Source organism: Methylobacterium sp. J-070, assembly GCF_022829385.1.
Lineage (GTDB): Bacteria > Pseudomonadota > Alphaproteobacteria > Rhizobiales > Beijerinckiaceae > Methylobacterium.
On sequence record NZ_JAKSXX010000224.1, the window covers coordinates 63,590 to 78,995 of the forward strand.

Consider the following 15,406-nt stretch of genomic DNA (forward strand, 5'->3'; position numbering starts at 1 on the left):
GGATCGGAGAGAGCGCCCGGCGTGACCAGTCGACACGGGCCGACGCCTGGGGCCCGCCCCGCGGGAGGCTGCCGCCGGTCAGGGCTTCTCGGGGGGATCGGACTTCACCGCTTCCTCGTAGGCCTCCATCCAGCCGGCGCGCTCCTCGGAGCCTTCCGGATAGGGGCATTCGCTCGCCGGCTTTCCATAGAGCCGCGCGTTGCGTCCCTGGATGAACGGGCTGTCGCTCGCGGTGGCCTGGGCGTTGGTCAATATCGACTCCCGAAGACTTGGGGTGGGCTTCGTTAACGGCCGCGCCGTAAATCTGTTGCCGTCTCAAGTCGCGTTCGGGTCGTTGCGTGCGTATCCTGCGTTCTCTCCTCGGCGCCGTCCTCCTCCTCGCGTCCACCGCGACGGTCGCCTTCGTCAGCGCCGACCGGCTCGCGCATCTGGCGCCGGCACCGATGGTCCGCGCCGCCCAGGGCGAGCCGTCCGCCACGGGATCGATCCCCGCCCCGGCGAAGGCCGCGCCCGCGCCGAAGCCGGCGATGCCCGGCATCCCGAACGGGTTCGATACGGAGCGGCTTCACGCGCTGATGCGCGGCGACCCGATCCTGCCGGGCCGGTGAGCCTCAACCGATAGGCCGAGCGTCCGGGACAGTCCCCGGTCCGGGCGCGTCCGGATCCCGCATGTCGGCGCGTCCCGGGGCGCGCCGTCCCGCCCCGTTACCGGGGGCGGGCGCCGGGGATGCACTCAGCGGCGGGCGAGGTGCTTGATCGCCGAGGGACCGGCATAGAGCGCCTGCGGGCCCAGGCCCTCCTCGATGCGGATCAGCTGGTTGTACTTGGCCAGTCTGTCGGAGCGGGCCAGCGAGCCGGTCTTGATCTGCCCGCAATTGGTGGCGACCGCGAGGTCGGCGATGGTCGAATCCTCGGTCTCGCCGGACCGGTGGGACATCACCGCCGTGTAGCCGGCGCGCTGGGCCATATCAACGGCGGCCAGGGTCTCGGTCAGCGAGCCGATCTGGTTGACCTTGATCAGGATCGAGTTGGCGGTGCCCTCGGCGATGCCGCGGGAGAGGCGCTCCACGTTGGTGACGAACAGGTCGTCGCCCACGAGTTGGCACCGATCGCCGATCCTGTCGGTCAGGAGTTTCCAGCCGGCCCAGTCGTCCTCCGACATGCCGTCCTCGATCGACACGATCGGGTAGGTGGCGACGAGCTGGGCCAGGTAGTCGACCTGGGCCTCGATGGTGCGGGTCGTTCCCTCGCCCTCGTAGGCGTAGCTGCCGTCCTTGAAGAACTCGGTGGCGGCGCAGTCGAGCGCCAGCGCCATGTCCTGGCCCGGCTTGAACCCGGCGGCGCTGATCGCGTCCATCACGAAGTCGAGCGCGGCCTCGGCGGACGGCAGGTTCGGCGCGAAGCCGCCTTCGTCGCCGACATTGGTGTTGTGACCGGCCTTCTTGAGCTTGCCCTTGAGGGTGTGGAACACCTCCGAGCCCATGCGCACGGCCTCGGCGAGCGAGTCCGCGCCCAACGGCATGATCATGAATTCCTGGAAGTCGATCGGGTTGTCGGCGTGCGCCCCGCCGTTGATGATGTTCATCATCGGCACCGGCAGGACGCGGCCCTGCACGCCGCCGACGTAGCGGTAGAGCGGCAGGCCCGAGGCTTCGGCCGCCGCCTTCGCCACCGCGAGCGAGACGCCCAGGATCGCGTTCGCGCCGAGGCGCGCCTTGTTGGGCGTCCCGTCGAGCTCGATCATCGCCTCGTCGACGGCGACCTGATCCTCGGCCTCCATGCCGCCGATCGCGTCGAGGATCTCGGTCTGCGCCGCCTCGACCGCCTTGAGCACGCCCTTGCCGAGGAAGCGGTTCTTATCGCCGTCCCGCAGCTCGACCGCCTCGTGGGCCCCCGTCGATGCGCCCGACGGCACCGCGGCACGGCCGAAGGATCCATCCTCCAGCAGCACATCGACCTCGACCGTGGGATTGCCGCGGCTGTCGAGGATCTCGCGGGCGCTGATATTGGTGATCGCGGTCATGGGACGTCCTCTCGCGGTGGCCGCGGGTCGGCGATCGCGCCCCGATCCGGGCGCGGCGCATCGCGGCGGCTTATCGGTCAAGCCGTGGTCGGCGGCAAGCGCCGGGCGCGGGCAAGCGCCGTGACGGCCGGCTCGACAGGCCGCGCCCGTAAGAGCGGCGGCGGCGACCGAAAAAGGCCGCCGACGATGCGCGGCCAGCCCGTCGATCGGATGTGGATGACTTCGTCGCGGCGGCGACGGATGCACCGCGGCGCGCACCGGTCTATACGCGCCCCATGACGACGCCCAACCCCCTTCAGCTCGGCCAGCCGACGCCGTTCCCGACCTCCCCCGAAGAGGCGCGCCTCGACCGGGTGCCCAATCCGCACGCGGACACCGATTACGTCGCCCGCTTCACCGCGCCGGAATTCACCTCGATCTGCCCGGTCACCGGCCAGCCGGACTTCGCCATCCTGGTGATCGACTACGTGCCGGGTGCGTGGCTGGTGGAGTCGAAATCGCTGAAGCTCTATCTCGGGTCGTTCCGCAACCACGGCGCTTTCCACGAGGATTGCACCGTGGCGATCGGCAAGCGGCTGCGCGACCTGCTGGAGCCGCGCTATCTGCGGATCGGCGGCTTCTGGTATCCCCGCGGCGGCATCCCGATCGACGTGTTCTGGCAGACGGGCGACCTGCCGAAGAACGCATGGTTGCCCGAGCCGGGCGTACCGCCCTACCGGGGACGGTGAGGCGGCGTCGCCACACGCCGCGCAGACTCCCGTCGCGCCTCGGCTTCACCGCTTTGATCACCAGCCCGCTGGATGCGGCAGGAAGTCGCACACCTCGGCCGTGTCCGCGCGACGGCGGTGATATTCGTTCCTCACTTTGGCACCGCCGCGGCGTGCAACAAAAAAGGCGACCGGCTCGCGCCGGTCGCCCTCGATCCTGCGTGGATCAGATGTCAGTACGGGTAGCCGTAGTAGCCGTAACCCGGGGTCGCATAGCCGTAGCCGCCGTAGGCCGGAGCGTAGCCATAGCCGTAGCCCGGGGACCCGTAGTAATCGCGCGCGGCACCAGCGGCGATCGCGCCGGCGGCGAGTCCGGCGATGCCGAGACCCACGGCGGCACCGGTGCCGATGCCGCGGCGGCCGCGGTAGTAGCCGTGACCATAGCCGCCGTAGCCGCCATGATAGCCGTACGGCCGGGCCTCTGCGCCGGTGGTGGCAGCGACGCTGCCGATGGCCAGGGCGGCGGCGGTGGCGATGATACCGATCTTGCGCATAGTGTTCCTTCTCGATCCTCGATCGAACATGACCATTAACGTGGCCGCAAACGCGTGGTTCCAAGTCTTCACGTGCGACGTCACACATGGACCGAATCCTGAACCGGCGTTCATCAGAATGCCGCTGCCGGTTGCCGGCATCCCGGGCGGTCGCCGGGGCGATGCCGGAGGCGAGGACTTGCGAAGATTTTCCGGTCGTCCGGGCGGACGGGTCCTGCGGACGACACCATCGGCACGGCGCGGCGGGCGGATCCGCGCGCGCCGTGATACGGCACCGGTCGAGAGAGGGGATCCATGGACGCTCTGACGCTGATCCGAGACGCCTTCGCGCCGCTTGCAGGCAAGCGCATCCTCGATATCGGCTGCGGGCCCGGCACCCTCGCCAAGCGCCTCGTCGAGGACGGCGCCGCGGTCACGGGCATCGATCCGGGCGAGGCGGCGCTGGCGACGGCCCGGGCCGCGGTGCCCGGCGCGCGGTTCCAGGCCGCCACCGGCGAGGCCCTGCCCTTCGCCGACGGAAGCTTCGACGGGGCCGTCCTGCTCAACGCCCTTCACCATGTGCCGGACCCGCCCCGCGCCCTCGTCGAGGCGACGCGGGTCCTCGTGCCGGGCGGCCGGCTCGTCGTGGTGGAGCCCCTGGCTGCGGGCAGCTTCTTCGACGCCCTGCGGCCGATCGAGGACGAGACCGAGGTCCGGGCGGCGGCCCAGGACGCCATCGCGGGGGCGCTCGCCCGGGGCATCCTGGCGTGCCGCCGCGCCGTGACGGTGGAGCGTCGGGAGAGCTTCGCGTCGCTGGACGCCTTCCTGGCGCGGGTGAGCGCCGTGGACCCGGCTCGCGAGGAGACGATCCGGCTTCGCCGACCGGTCGTGGAGACGGCCTTCCTGGCCGCTGCCGAGCGCGAGGACGACGGGCGCTACGGCCTGGTCCAGCCCCTGCAGGTCCACGTCCTGGAACCGGCCTGAGCCCCGCCGGCCGAGGTCGTCATCGCGACAGGGCACGCCCTGTCGCCGATGCCGGGCGGAGCCCTGCGCCGAAGGGGAGCCCCGGGCCCGGCAACCGGCCGGCCGAGAGCCCGAACGGTCACGCGGCGCGGCGCTTGGCGATCCGGTCGAAGGCGAGAAGCTCCTCGAGCAGGGCCGGCATGTCTTTCAGCGCCACCATGTTGGGACCGTCGGACGGGGCCCGGTCCGGGTCGGGATGGGTCTCGATGAACACCCCCGCGACACCCACCGCCACGGCGGCCCGGGCCAGCACCGCCACGAATTCCCGCTGTCCGCCGGAACTCGCCCCCTGCCCGCCCGGCTGCTGCACGGAATGGGTCGCGTCGAACACCACCGGTGCGCCGCCGGTCACCTGGGCCATGATCGGCAGGCTGCGCATGTCCGAGACCAGGGTGTTGTAGCCGAAGGAGGCGCCCCGCTCGGTGACGATCACGCCGGGATTGCCGGCGCCCGTCACCTTGGCGGCCACGTGCTTCATGTCCCAGGGCGCCAGGAACTGGCCCTTCTTGATGTTGACCGCCCGGCCCGTCGCGGCGGCCGCCAGGAGCAGGTCGGTCTGGCGGCACAGGAAGGCGGGGATCTGGAGCACGTCCACCGCCTCGGCGGCCCGGGCGCATTGCTCGGCGGCGTGGACGTCGGTCAGCACCGGCAGACCGAGGGATTCGCGGATCTCCGCGAAGACGGGGAGCGCCCCGTCGAGTCCGATGCCCCGGGCGGCCTGTCCCGAGGTGCGGTTGGCCTTGTCGAAGGAGGTCTTGAACACGAGGCCGAGACCCAGACCGGCGGCGATCTCCTTGAGCGCCGCGGCGATCTCGAGGGCGTGGCCGCGCCCCTCGAGCTGGCACGGGCCGGCGATCAGCGTGAGCGGCAGGTGGTTGGCGAAGCGCGCGCCGCCGACATCGACGACAGGACCGGGTGCGGGGAGGCTCGACATGGGCGCCGGTCTAGCCCTTGCTGCGGATCCGCGAAAGTCCGGCCCGGGACGCGATCCGGCAGACCGTGAGGTCCTCCCGCAGGGCGTCGCCGCGGGGGCCGGTCTCGCACAGGATCAGCGCCCGCGCGGTGCCGCCGCGGCGCGGGGCGTCCGCGAGCAGGCTGGCCTGATGGAGATTCAGCGCCAGAACCTCGGCCGTGGCCGCGTCCGCGCCGGCGACCGCCCGGGCCGCGAGCCCGATCAACACGAAATAGGCGGTCGACGACTCCCGATCGCGGGATGCGATGGTGATCCGGGCCGGTGCCCGGCAATCGAGGCTCATCCGCGCGGCGTCCTGCGCGCGGAACACCGCGTAGGGACCGGCCCGGCCGGCGAGCGAGGCGCCGGTGTCGCGGATCACCCGGGCGCTGAGGGTGTCGCAGGCATCCGCGGCGCGGGCCATCGGTGATGCGAGGCCGAGCGCGCCGGCAAGACCGATCAGGGCGGAAACGCGCAACATCGACAACTCCTGCGGGCGCCCGCTTCGGGCGAAGGGGCACGCCGGGGGACATAGCGCGCCGGGCCCAGCCCGCGAACCTGTGGGGCTCCGTGATGGCCGCCGCGCATGGACAGGACGTCACGGATGCCCGATCTCAGGCGCCGGCGCGGCGCCTCACGCCGCTCGCAGATCAGGCACCGCCGCAGCCCCATGCTTCGATCCATCCTCGCATCGGCCCTCGCCGCCGTCCTCCTGTCCCTCGGCCCGCCCGGATCGGCCCGGGCCGAGCCCCTTCCCCAACCGGCCTACGGGCCGGAGCTCGAAGGCTTCGCCTACCCGTTTCCGGTCGCACGCTTCCAATTCACGTCGCAGCGCCAGCCCCTGCAGATGGCCTACCTCGATATCCATCCCGCGACGCCCAACGGGCGCACGGCGGTGCTGCTCCACGGCAAGAACTTCTGCGCCGCGACCTGGGAGAGCCAGATCCGGGCGCTCAGCGACGCCGGCTACCGGGTGGTCGCGCCGGATCAGATCGGCTTCTGCAAGTCGAGCAAGCCGGCGGCCTACCAGTTCACCTTCCGCCAGCTCGCCGAGAACACGCACGCGCTGCTGGGGATGCTCGGCGTCGAGCGCCCCATCCTGGTCGGCCACTCGACGGGCGGCATGCTGGCGGCCCACTACGCGCTGCTCTATCCGAAGGAGGTCGGACAGCTCGTTCTGGTCAATCCCGTCGGGCTCGAGGATTGGAGCGCCAAGGGCCTGCCGCCGATCGCGCTGGACCAATGGTACCGGCGCGAGTTGAAGACCTCCGCGCAGTCGATCCGGGCCTACGAGACGGCGACCTATTACGCCGGGACGTGGGAGCCCCGTTACGAACCCTGGGTGGATATGCTGGCCGGGCTCAACAACGGCCCGGGCAAGGAGGCAGTCGCCTGGGACTCGGCGCTCCTCTACGACATGATCGTCACCCAGCCGGTGGTCTACCGCTTCCCGCAGATCGCGGTGCCGACCCTGCTGATGATCGGCCAGAAGGACAACACCGCCATCGGCAAGGACCTCGCGCCGCCGGAGGTGCGGGCGAGTCTGGGGAATTATCCCGAACTCGGCAAGGCGGCTGCCCGGGTGATCCCGGGGGCGCGGCTCGTGGAATTCCCGAATCTCGGCCACGCACCGCAGATGTCCGATCCGGAGGGGTTCAACAGGGCGCTGATCGCGGGCATATCCGCGCCCTGACGGGGCTGTCCGAGCCCCGAAGTCGCGCGATTGTACTTCGGCGTCTTCTCGTCCCGGGAGCCCCGGACCTGCACCGACGCCCGAGCGACCGGGCTGCCGTTCCGCGCCCCTGCGGCGCCCGGGACTGACGATGTCGCCTAGCCTGCGGGCGTCCGCGGAGGCCGTCAGGCCGGTTCCGAGCCTCAAAAATAAGACTTCAGCACCCCGCGGCGGCGCACGTCGAGCGTCGCGCAGTGGAAGGACCCGCCGAACGGGCCGTAGCTCAGGAACGGCGCCGGGATCGGGTCGAAGCCCCAATCCTTGAGCGCCCTGATCAGCGTCGGCTGGCTCTGGTCGACGACGATCTTCTTCTCGGTGATCGCCAGGACGTTGATCGAGGTCCAGGGCGAGCACATCGAGATCTTGCTCATGAAACCCGTCACCGGGTCGGGGCGCGGCGCGATCAGGACGTCCCACGTCTTGAGCACGGCGGGCAGCTTCTCGACGTCGATGTAGTCCGGATTCACCAGCACCTTGCCGGGCGCCAGCGGCATGAACGACGAGTCGATGTGCATCGGTTGCGGGCAGCGGCTCTCGATCTCATGGATCCGGAAGCCCGGGCCGAGATGGCGGCGCAGCCACTCGATGCCCATCAGGTTGGTCACGTTGGAGCGGGTCACGAACAGGTCCCGGCCGCAGCGGACGAAGTCGGCGGCGTCGAAGACGGGCTCGAATTCGTTGACGGTGAACTGCATGGGCTCGCCGGCCTTCAGGTTCGGCACCCGGTAATCGTAATTGTAGAGATCGTCGGTGAGCTGCGGCCGGGGCGCGGAGGTCCACCGGGCCCCGGCGCGGAAATATTCCTTGAACAGCGAGCGGTAGGCGTCGCCCTCGAAGTAGCGCGAGCGCCAGCACATCGGGCTCTCGATGATCTCGTCGCCGATGACCAGATACGGGTCGCGCGGGCAGGCGACGCAGAAGCCGCGGGAGGACCAGCGCGGGGCCCGGAACTTCTTCGAGAAGTCGACTGTGTCGGGGCGGCGGACCTTCACGCCCTCGCCGGCCAGGATCGCGATGAAGTTGTCGAGCTCCTGCTGGGCGAGCTTCTTCATGAACGCCGGGTATTTCCAGCCGCTCGCGAACCGGTAGAACGGCTGCGCCGCGCGCGGCAGGTTGAAGATCACCGTGAGGTGGTGGGTCGGGATCGTGGCGCCGTCGAGGGAGCCGACGATCACCTCCTCCAGCGGATCCCACTCGTTCCAGGCCATGACGGGCGACCGGGGGGCGGGCACGTCCGGCGCCGACCCGCCCAGGAGGCTGCCGGCATGCGTGTCGTCCGCCACGGCCTCGAGAGCCGTGATCGGTGATTCGCGCTCCATGAGATGTGCCCCTTCTGCGACGTGCCGCGGCCTTTTGCGTAGGCTCTAAGACCCCGCGCCGCTTTGGCCCCTACTGTGTCAAACGGGTGATAGACACCGCTCATCCCTGCTGCAACGTGGCAGAAACGTTCTCGGCCGCGCGGACCTATTTCTGCCGCGACCGTGGCCGATTTCCCGCATCAAGCCTTTTGCGAGCTTGAAAGACGACAATGAAGCGCCTGACGACCCTGGCCTCGATCGCCGGTCTCTGCACGGTCGTCGGCCTGTTCATGTCCTCCGGTCTTGAGGATGTGTCGGCCGCCGTCCTGAGCGCCGGCTGGGGTGCCGCCCTGGTGGTGATGGCCCGCATCGTGGCCGTCGCCTGGGCGGGTCTCGGCTGGTGCGTGGTGTTTCCGGCCGGCACGGCCAGGCTCGCCGACTGCGTGTCGCTCCGATTCGTGCGCGAGGGGATCAACACGCTGCTGCCCGTGGCCACCGTCGGAGGTGACTTCGTCGGGGCGCGCCTGCTGTCGAAGCGCGGTGTCCCGGGGGCGCTCGCCGGCGCCAGCATGTTCGTCGACCTGATGACCCAGGCGCTGACGCAGCTCCTGTTCACCGTCATGGGCCTCGCCCTGCTGGTGATGATCTGCGGCGACGGGCCGATCGCCCGCACCGTCGAGGGCGGCCTCGGCCTGGCGGTTCCGGCGCTCGGCGCCTTCTATCTGATCCAGCGGAAGGCCGGCCATCGGCTCATCCAGGGCCTGCTCAGCCGCTTCGCCTCGGGCCGCGAATGGCGGGCCTTCGGCGCCATCGACCAGCTCTACGACAGCCTTCGCCGGCTCTACGGCAACCATGGCCGCTTCGCGCTGGCCCTGGCGGTCCATCTGATGGGCTGGGTGATCGGAACGCTGGAAGTCTATGTCTGTCTGCGTTTCATGGGCTATCCCATCGACTTCGCGCAGGCCCTGATGATCGAGAGCCTGGCTCAGGCGGTGCGCGGTGCGGCCTTCGCGGTGCCCGGCGCCCTGGGCGCGCAGGAAGGCGGCCTGATCGCCCTGTGCGGCCTGTTCGACATCCCCCCGGAGGCGGCGCTCGCCCTGTCCCTCGTCAAGCGCTTCGCCGACCTGGGCGTCGGGCTGCCGAGCCTCCTGCTCTGGCATCGGCTCGAGGCTCGGCACCGGGCCGAGGGTCCGGAGGACGAGGAGCGGGACGCGGAGGCCGCGGCCGGCCGCAAGGTCCAGCCGGCAACCCTGGGGCCGTTCTACAGCTACGCCCCGCCCCGCATGGTCGCGCGGCTCGGCGACGGCGAGGAGTTGAAGAAGTGCGCCTGACCCGCCGCCCCGCGGCTGTCCTCATCGCGGCGACGCTGCTGTTCGTCCCGGTTCGGTCCTGGGCCGCGGACGATCCCGCCGTTCAGACCGTGCGCGACCTCTACGCCGCGTTCTCGGCGGCGCTGAAGGATGGGCCCGGCCCGCTGCCCGCGCGGGTCGCGGCCGTCGGGCCGGCCCTCGACAAGGCGTTCGACTTCCCCGCGATGACCCGCATCGCCGTGGGGTCGAAATGGTCGAGCTTCACGCCGGAGCAGCAGGCGGCGGTCACCGAGGCGTTCAAGCGCAGCCTGACCGTCACCTACGCCAATCGTCTGGCCCGCGCCGCCGGCGGCCGCTTCGACGTGACCCCGAAGGTCGAGGAGCGCGGCGCCCAGCGCGTGGTTGCGACCCGCGTCACCACCGCGGACGGCGACGATTCCGAAGTCGACTTCGTGGTCAACGCCGGCAACCGCATCCAGGACGTCCTGCTCAACGGCGACGTGAGCGAGGTCGCCGCCCAGCGCACCGCCTTGTCCGCACCTCTGAAGTCCGGGGGGGCCGACGGTGCCGTGAAGTTCCTCCGCCAGCGGGCCGACGGCATGCTGGCCGCCAAGCCGACGCCGTGAGCCGCTCCGACGGGGCTGACCTGAACCGGCCGTCCGCGGCCATTGCCGCCTGAGGCGGCCGGACGAGCGCACGGATCCTACCGGATGGATGTCTCCTCGCTGGCGCTGCACGGCCTTTCGTGGATCTCGCTGATCTGCCTGATCCTGGCCGCGGCGGGTTGCGTCTATGGGCTGGCGGCCGCCTACTTCGCCGGCTGCTACGCGGCCCGGGTCGCTCCGACGCTGCCCCCGGAGGCGACGCGGCCCTCCGTGACGGTGCTGAAGCCGCTCTGCGGCCTCGAACCGAACCTCCACGCGAATCTCGAAGGGGTGCTGCACCAGGACTACGCCGGACCGGTCCAGGTGGTCTTCGGCGTCCAGAAGGCCAACGATCCCGCCATCGCCGTGGTGGAGGACCTGAGGCAGGCCTACCCCGATGCGCGGATCGACCTCGTCATCGACGGCCGCCAGCACGGCTCGAACCGCAAGGTGTCGAACCTGATCAACATGGCCGAAGCGATCGCCCACGATGTGGTCGTGCTGGCCGACAGCGACATGGTGGTGGGGCGCGACTACCTGGAGCGCCTCGTCGCGGAGCTGTCGCAGCCGGGTGTATCCGGCGTCACGTGCCTCTACCACGGCGTGCCGGCCCATCGCGGGCTCTACGATCAGCTCTCGACCCTGGCGATCGACACGCAGTTCCTGCCCAACGTCGTGATGGGGTTGAGCCTCGGACTGGCGAAGCCCTGTTTCGGGTCCACGGTCGCGTTCACCCGGGCGAGCCTCGAGGCGGTGGGCGGCTTCCGGGCGTTCCGCAACGATCTCGCCGACGACTACGCCATCGGCGCGGCCCTGCGCGGCCTCGGCGGACGGGTGACGATCCCGAGCTTCACCATCGGGCATACCAGCGTCGACACCGAATTCTCCGGCCTGTGGCGGCACGAGCTGCGCTGGAACCGCACCATCCGCACCGTCGATCCGGCGGGCTATGCCGGCTCGATCGTGACCCACGCCTTCCCGCTGGCCCTGGTGGCGGCGCTGCTGCCGGGGGCCGGGACCGGCACGCTCGCGGTCGCCGCCTTCGCCCTGGCGAGCCGGATCCTGCTCTGCCGGCAGCTGGAGCGGGCGTTCCGCCTCGCCCCGCACCCCTACGGACTGTTGCCGATCCGCGACATCCTCTCGTTCCTGAACTTCTCCTGGGCCTTCATGTCGGGGTCGGTGACATGGAAAGGTCACGATTATCACGTGGTTGCGGATGGTACCCTGATCCCGGACGCCGACCTCGGCCGCGATGCCGGCGCGCCGCTCCGCTGAACCCGGCTTTCGCTTCCCCCGCCCCTCCCCCCGGCATTGCCCTGAGGCCTTGAACCCCATGCGCACGCTCTTCCTCCAGGCCCCCACCTTCGACGGTTTCGACGGGGGTGCCGGCTCCCGCTACCAGGCCAAGCGCGAGATCAAGTCGTTCTGGTACCCGACCTGGCTGGCCCAGCCGGCCGCCCTGGTGCCGAACTCGAAGCTGATCGACGCGCCCCCGCACAACATCAAGCTCCCCGAGATCGTGGCGCAGGCCAACGACTTCGACCTCGTGGTGCTCCACACCTCGGTGCCGTCGTTCAAGTCCGACGTGAAGACCATCGAGGCGCTCAAGGCCGCCAACCCGAAGCTGATCGCCGGCCTGATCGGCGCCAAGGTCGCGGTCGACGCCGCCGGCGCCATGGCCCAGGCCCCGGTGGTCGATTTCTGCGCCCGCAACGAGTTCGACTTCACCGTCAAGGAGGTCGCCGACGGCGTGCCGATGGCGCAGATCAAGGGTCTGTCCTATCGCGACGCCAACGGTGTCGTGGTCCACAACGAGGACCGCGAGATCATGACCGACATGGACCAGCTGCCCTTCGTCACCAGTGTCTACAAGCGCGACCTGGAGATGGAGAAGTACTTCATCGGCTACCTGAAGCACCCCTACATCTCGTTCTACTCGGGCCGGGGCTGCAAGAGCCGCTGCACCTTCTGCCTCTGGCCGCAGACGGTCGGCGGGCACACCTACCGGACCCGCTCGGTCGCCCACGTGATCGAGGAGATCAAGTACTGCCTGAAGGAGTTCCCGCAGACCAAGGAGTTCTTCTTCGACGACGACACCTTCACCGACAACCTGCCGCGCGCCGAAGAGATCGCCCGCGAGCTGGGCAAGCTCGGCGTCACGTGGTCGTGCAACGCCAAGGCGAACGTGCCGCGCGAGACGCTGAAGGTGCTCAAGGAGAACGGCCTGCGCCTGCTGCTGGTCGGCTACGAGTCCGGCAACCAGACCATCCTGCACAACATCAAGAAGGGCATGCGGGTCGAGGTCGCCGAGAAGTTCACGAAGGATTGCCACGAGCTGGGCATCGCCATCCACGGCACCTTCATCCTCGGCCTGCCGGGCGAGACCAAGGAGACGATCCAGGAGACGATCGCCTTCGCCAAGCGGATCAACCCGCACACGATCCAGGTCTCGCTGGCCGCGCCCTACCCGGGCACCTTCCTGTACAAGCAGGCGGTGGAGAACGGCTGGCTCGACATCGAGAACGCCGAGCTCGTCGACGAGAACGGCGTCCAGGTCGCGCCCCTGCACTACCCGCACCTGTCGCACACCGAGATCTTCACCTCGGTCGAGGAGTTCTACAAGAAGTTCTACTTCCGGGCGCCGAAGATCGCCTCGATCGTCAGCGAGATGGTGCGCTCGCCCGACATGATGAAGCGCCGCCTGCGCGAGGGCGTGGAGTTCTACCGCTTCCTCAAGGAGCGCCAGGGCACCGCCAAGGCGGCGTAAGTCAGGGGCTCGGGGCCTGCGGCCCCGGCGGGGAGCGGGGCAGAGCCCCGCGCCTCTTCCAGGGCTCCGCCCTGGACCCGCGAGAGGGCTTGCCCTCTCGACACCCTTTACGAGGTCCCCGTGAAGCGTCTGGTCGTCACCGCCGATGATTTCGGGCTCAGTCCCGAGGTCAACGAGGCCGTCGAGCAGGCCCATCGCCAGGGGATCCTCACCGCGGCGAGCCTCATGGTCTCGGCGCCGGCCGCCGCCGACGCGGTGGCCCGGGCCCGGCGGCTGCCCTCCCTGCGGGTCGGGCTGCATCTCGTGCTCGTGGAGGCGTGGCCGACCCTGCCGGCCGCGGATCTGCCCGACCTGACCGACGGAGCCGGCCTGATGCGGGCCGACATGGCCCGCCTCGGCCTCGACTTCGCCCGCAAGCCCGCGGCCCGCCGCCAGCTCGCCGCCGAGATCCGGGCCCAATTCGAGGCCTACCGGGCGACCGGGCTGCCGCTGGACCACGTCAACGCCCACAAGCACTTCCACGTCCACCCGCTGATCGCCGGCGCGGTGCTGCGCATCGGCCGCGCCTTCGGGATGCGCGCCCTGCGGGTGCCCCGTGAGCCGCGGGAGCTCCTGCGCCGCGCCGAGCCCGGCGCCCGCCCGCGGCCGGCCCTCGACATCGCCCCCTGGGCGGCCTTGCTCGCCGTGCGCGCCCGGCAGGCCGGATTGCTGATCCCGGACCGGACTTTTGGCCTCGCGTGGTCCGGCGCGATGACGTCGGCCCGCGTGGCGGGGCTCCTCACGCATCTGCCGGATGGGCTGACCGAACTTTACACGCATCCGGCGACGGCGGGCGGTTTTGCGGGCGAGGCGCCAGGCTATCGGTACGCCGATGAGCGGGATGCGCTGGTGGCGCCAGCCTCGATCGCGGCCGCCAAAGCATCGGGAGCCCGCACCGGTGGATTTTCTGATTTCCTGCGGTAAGGCCGGAGCCTAGATCCGGGCTGCGCGGATGATCGTTCACGCCGTCGATCACTGTGACCAACAGCCTGTTCAGCTCGGCCTATCCAATCCCCACCCTCGTCCTGAGGTGACCGCGACGCGGGCCTCGAAGGAGGGTTCCATAGGTCGCGCGGCAGGCTGGAGCGCTCCTTCGAGGCCTCCGCTTCGGCACCTCAGGATGAGGTCAAGGATTGGATGCTTGTCGTTGGAGCGGCCGAATCAGAAAGTCCTCCGGCAAGGGAGCGTCGCAATCATCGGGTATGGACGGGAATGGACCGGTGATCCCATGGGCGCGCAAGAACGCCTGGCCCGCCCCAGATCGAGCCCACCCTTCCGGCGATGCGGCACGAGATCGAGCACCGGCCGACCGTTGCGCGTCACGACAATGGTCTCGCCGCCTTCGACGCGCGCGGCCAGTTCCGCGAGGCTCGTAGCCGCTTCGTCCAAGGCAATCGTCATCATTCCGCAAGCGTAGCGCGCGCAGTCCGCGTGGGAACGGCGGGGGCGAACGAAGCTCATTGACCGACAGAGATATCTGACTAAAGTCAGGCATTATGGACTCGCTCGCAACCGCTCGCTTCCGTCGCTTCGCCCGCGCCGTCACTGCGGAGGTTGGTGCACTCGATACCTCGTTCCTTGGCCGTGGCCGGCCCCTCGGCGCGGCGCGTGTCCTGAATGCCATCGGCGCGGGACGGGCGGAGGTCGGTGAGATCCGCGCCTATCTCGGCCTCGATTCCGGCCTGATGAGCCGCCTGCTGCGCGGCCTGGAGGAGGAGGGCTTGGTGACCACGGCGCCGCATCCGGCGGATGCACGCCGCCGGGTCGCGTCGTTGACGGAGGCGGGTCGGCGGGAATTCGAGGCCTACGAGGCGCTGTCGGATGCCCGCGCGGTCGCCCTGCTTGAGCGCGCATCGCATGCGGATGATCTCCTGCGCGCGATGGATCGGGTCGCCCTCGTCCTGGGCCAAGAGGCCATCGCGATCCAGGAAACCGATCCCACGAGCGAGCCCGCCCGCGCCTGCCTCGCCGCCTACTACGCCGAGCTGGCAGCCCGCTTCGCCGGCGGGTTCGACGTCGCCCTGTCCTGCGATCCGGAGGCCGTCGACATGGTGCGGCCCCGCGGCGCCTTCCTGATCGCCGTCGCGGACGGTGTCCCGGTCGGCTGCGTCGGGCTCACGGGCCGTGGCGGCCCGGTGGCGGAGATCAAGCGGCTCTGGGTCGATCCCGCCGCCCGCGGGCTCGGCGTCGCCAAACGCCTGATGCAGGCGGCCGAGAGCGCCGCCCGCGACCTCGGCATCCGGACCCTGCGGCTCGACACCAACAGCGCCCTCTCCGAGGCGATGGCGCTCTACCGGCGGTCGGGCTGGGTGGAGATCGACCGCTTCAACGACGATCCCTACCCGGACCACTTCTTCGAGAAGGCGCTCTGACGAACG

16 protein-coding genes and 1 pseudogene are annotated in these 15,406 nt (G+C 70.2%); 10 read left to right on the forward strand and 7 right to left on the reverse strand.

The window, feature by feature from the left end; all coding sequences use genetic code 11:
• Window positions 1-78 precede the first annotated feature (78 nt).
• Window positions 79-252, reverse strand: coding sequence for an Rmf/CrpP family protein (locus MKL01_RS24210; protein ID WP_243907721.1), 174 nt, complete (start codon window positions 250-252; stop codon window positions 79-81).
• An 86-nt stretch (window positions 253-338) separates the two neighbouring features.
• On the opposite strand from MKL01_RS24210, the gene MKL01_RS24215 reads away from it, so the two are divergent.
• Complete coding sequence (locus MKL01_RS24215) at window positions 339-608, forward strand: hypothetical protein (protein ID WP_243907722.1); 270 nt, start codon at window positions 339-341, stop codon at window positions 606-608.
• 125 nt (window positions 609-733) lie between these two features.
• On the opposite strand, the gene eno is transcribed toward MKL01_RS24215, so the two are convergent.
• A complete protein-coding gene (gene eno, locus MKL01_RS24220) occupies window positions 734-2,023 on the reverse strand; it encodes a phosphopyruvate hydratase (protein ID WP_243907723.1) in 1,290 nt (429 codons plus the stop codon).
• A 275-nt stretch (window positions 2,024-2,298) separates the two neighbouring features.
• Here eno and queF point away from each other — a divergent pair, with 275 nt between their 5' ends.
• Entirely contained in the window at window positions 2,299-2,751 is a 453-nt protein-coding gene (queF, locus tag MKL01_RS24225) for a preQ(1) synthase (RefSeq protein WP_243907751.1), read from the forward strand.
• Between the two features lie 212 nt (window positions 2,752-2,963).
• On the opposite strand, the gene MKL01_RS24230 is transcribed toward queF, so the two are convergent.
• A complete protein-coding gene (locus MKL01_RS24230; RefSeq protein ID WP_243907724.1) occupies window positions 2,964-3,284 on the reverse strand; it encodes a hypothetical protein in 321 nt (106 codons plus the stop codon).
• 294 nt (window positions 3,285-3,578) lie between these two features.
• Between MKL01_RS24230 and MKL01_RS24235 the strand changes: the two genes are divergently transcribed.
• A complete protein-coding gene (locus MKL01_RS24235; RefSeq protein ID WP_243907725.1) occupies window positions 3,579-4,247 on the forward strand; it encodes a class I SAM-dependent methyltransferase in 669 nt (222 codons plus the stop codon).
• Window positions 4,248-4,365: 118 nt separating this feature from the next.
• Here MKL01_RS24235 and kdsA read toward each other — a convergent pair whose 3' ends face one another.
• Both kdsA and MKL01_RS24245 read right to left on the reverse strand, forming a co-directional pair.
• Window positions 4,366-5,220, reverse strand: coding sequence for a 3-deoxy-8-phosphooctulonate synthase (kdsA, locus tag MKL01_RS24240; protein ID WP_243907726.1), 855 nt, complete (start codon window positions 5,218-5,220; stop codon window positions 4,366-4,368).
• A 10-nt stretch (window positions 5,221-5,230) separates the two neighbouring features.
• The gene (locus tag MKL01_RS24245) at window positions 5,231-5,719 is read right to left on the reverse strand and encodes a hypothetical protein (protein ID WP_243907727.1); all 489 of its coding nucleotides are present in this window, start codon (window positions 5,717-5,719) and stop codon (window positions 5,231-5,233) included.
• Between the two features lie 189 nt (window positions 5,720-5,908).
• On the opposite strand from MKL01_RS24245, the gene MKL01_RS24250 reads away from it, so the two are divergent.
• A complete protein-coding gene (locus tag MKL01_RS24250; RefSeq protein WP_243907728.1) occupies window positions 5,909-6,931 on the forward strand; it encodes an alpha/beta fold hydrolase in 1,023 nt (340 codons plus the stop codon).
• Between the two features lie 182 nt (window positions 6,932-7,113).
• Here MKL01_RS24250 and MKL01_RS24255 read toward each other — a convergent pair whose 3' ends face one another.
• Complete coding sequence (locus tag MKL01_RS24255; protein ID WP_243907729.1) at window positions 7,114-8,289, reverse strand: amidinotransferase; 1,176 nt, start codon at window positions 8,287-8,289, stop codon at window positions 7,114-7,116.
• Between the two features lie 209 nt (window positions 8,290-8,498).
• Between MKL01_RS24255 and MKL01_RS24260 the strand changes: the two genes are divergently transcribed.
• From MKL01_RS24260 to hpnK, 5 genes are all read left to right on the forward strand, one after another.
• Complete coding sequence (locus MKL01_RS24260) at window positions 8,499-9,599, forward strand: flippase-like domain-containing protein (RefSeq protein ID WP_243907730.1); 1,101 nt, start codon at window positions 8,499-8,501, stop codon at window positions 9,597-9,599.
• Window positions 9,590-10,204 (forward strand): phospholipid-binding protein MlaC, encoded by a 615-nt coding sequence (locus MKL01_RS24265; protein WP_243907731.1) that lies wholly within the window; start codon window positions 9,590-9,592, stop codon window positions 10,202-10,204. The genes MKL01_RS24260 and MKL01_RS24265 overlap by 10 nt, the downstream gene beginning before the upstream one ends.
• 84 nt (window positions 10,205-10,288) lie before the next feature.
• Complete coding sequence (gene hpnI / locus MKL01_RS24270) at window positions 10,289-11,497, forward strand: bacteriohopanetetrol glucosamine biosynthesis glycosyltransferase HpnI (RefSeq protein ID WP_243907732.1); 1,209 nt, start codon at window positions 10,289-10,291, stop codon at window positions 11,495-11,497.
• A gap of 58 nt (window positions 11,498-11,555) precedes the next feature.
• A complete protein-coding gene (gene hpnJ / locus MKL01_RS24275; protein ID WP_149310638.1) occupies window positions 11,556-12,989 on the forward strand; it encodes a hopanoid biosynthesis associated radical SAM protein HpnJ in 1,434 nt (477 codons plus the stop codon).
• Window positions 12,990-13,109: 120 nt separating this feature from the next.
• The gene (gene hpnK, locus MKL01_RS24280) at window positions 13,110-13,952 is read left to right on the forward strand and encodes a hopanoid biosynthesis-associated protein HpnK (RefSeq protein WP_243907733.1); all 843 of its coding nucleotides are present in this window, start codon (window positions 13,110-13,112) and stop codon (window positions 13,950-13,952) included.
• Window positions 13,953-14,154: 202 nt separating this feature from the next.
• Here the strand turns inward: hpnK and MKL01_RS24285 are convergent.
• A pseudogene (locus MKL01_RS24285) lies at window positions 14,155-14,432 on the reverse strand (type II toxin-antitoxin system Phd/YefM family antitoxin).
• Window positions 14,433-14,524: 92 nt separating this feature from the next.
• On the opposite strand from MKL01_RS24285, the gene MKL01_RS24290 reads away from it, so the two are divergent.
• The gene (locus MKL01_RS24290; RefSeq protein ID WP_243907734.1) at window positions 14,525-15,400 is read left to right on the forward strand and encodes a helix-turn-helix domain-containing GNAT family N-acetyltransferase; all 876 of its coding nucleotides are present in this window, start codon (window positions 14,525-14,527) and stop codon (window positions 15,398-15,400) included.
• Window positions 15,401-15,406 lie beyond the last annotated feature (6 nt).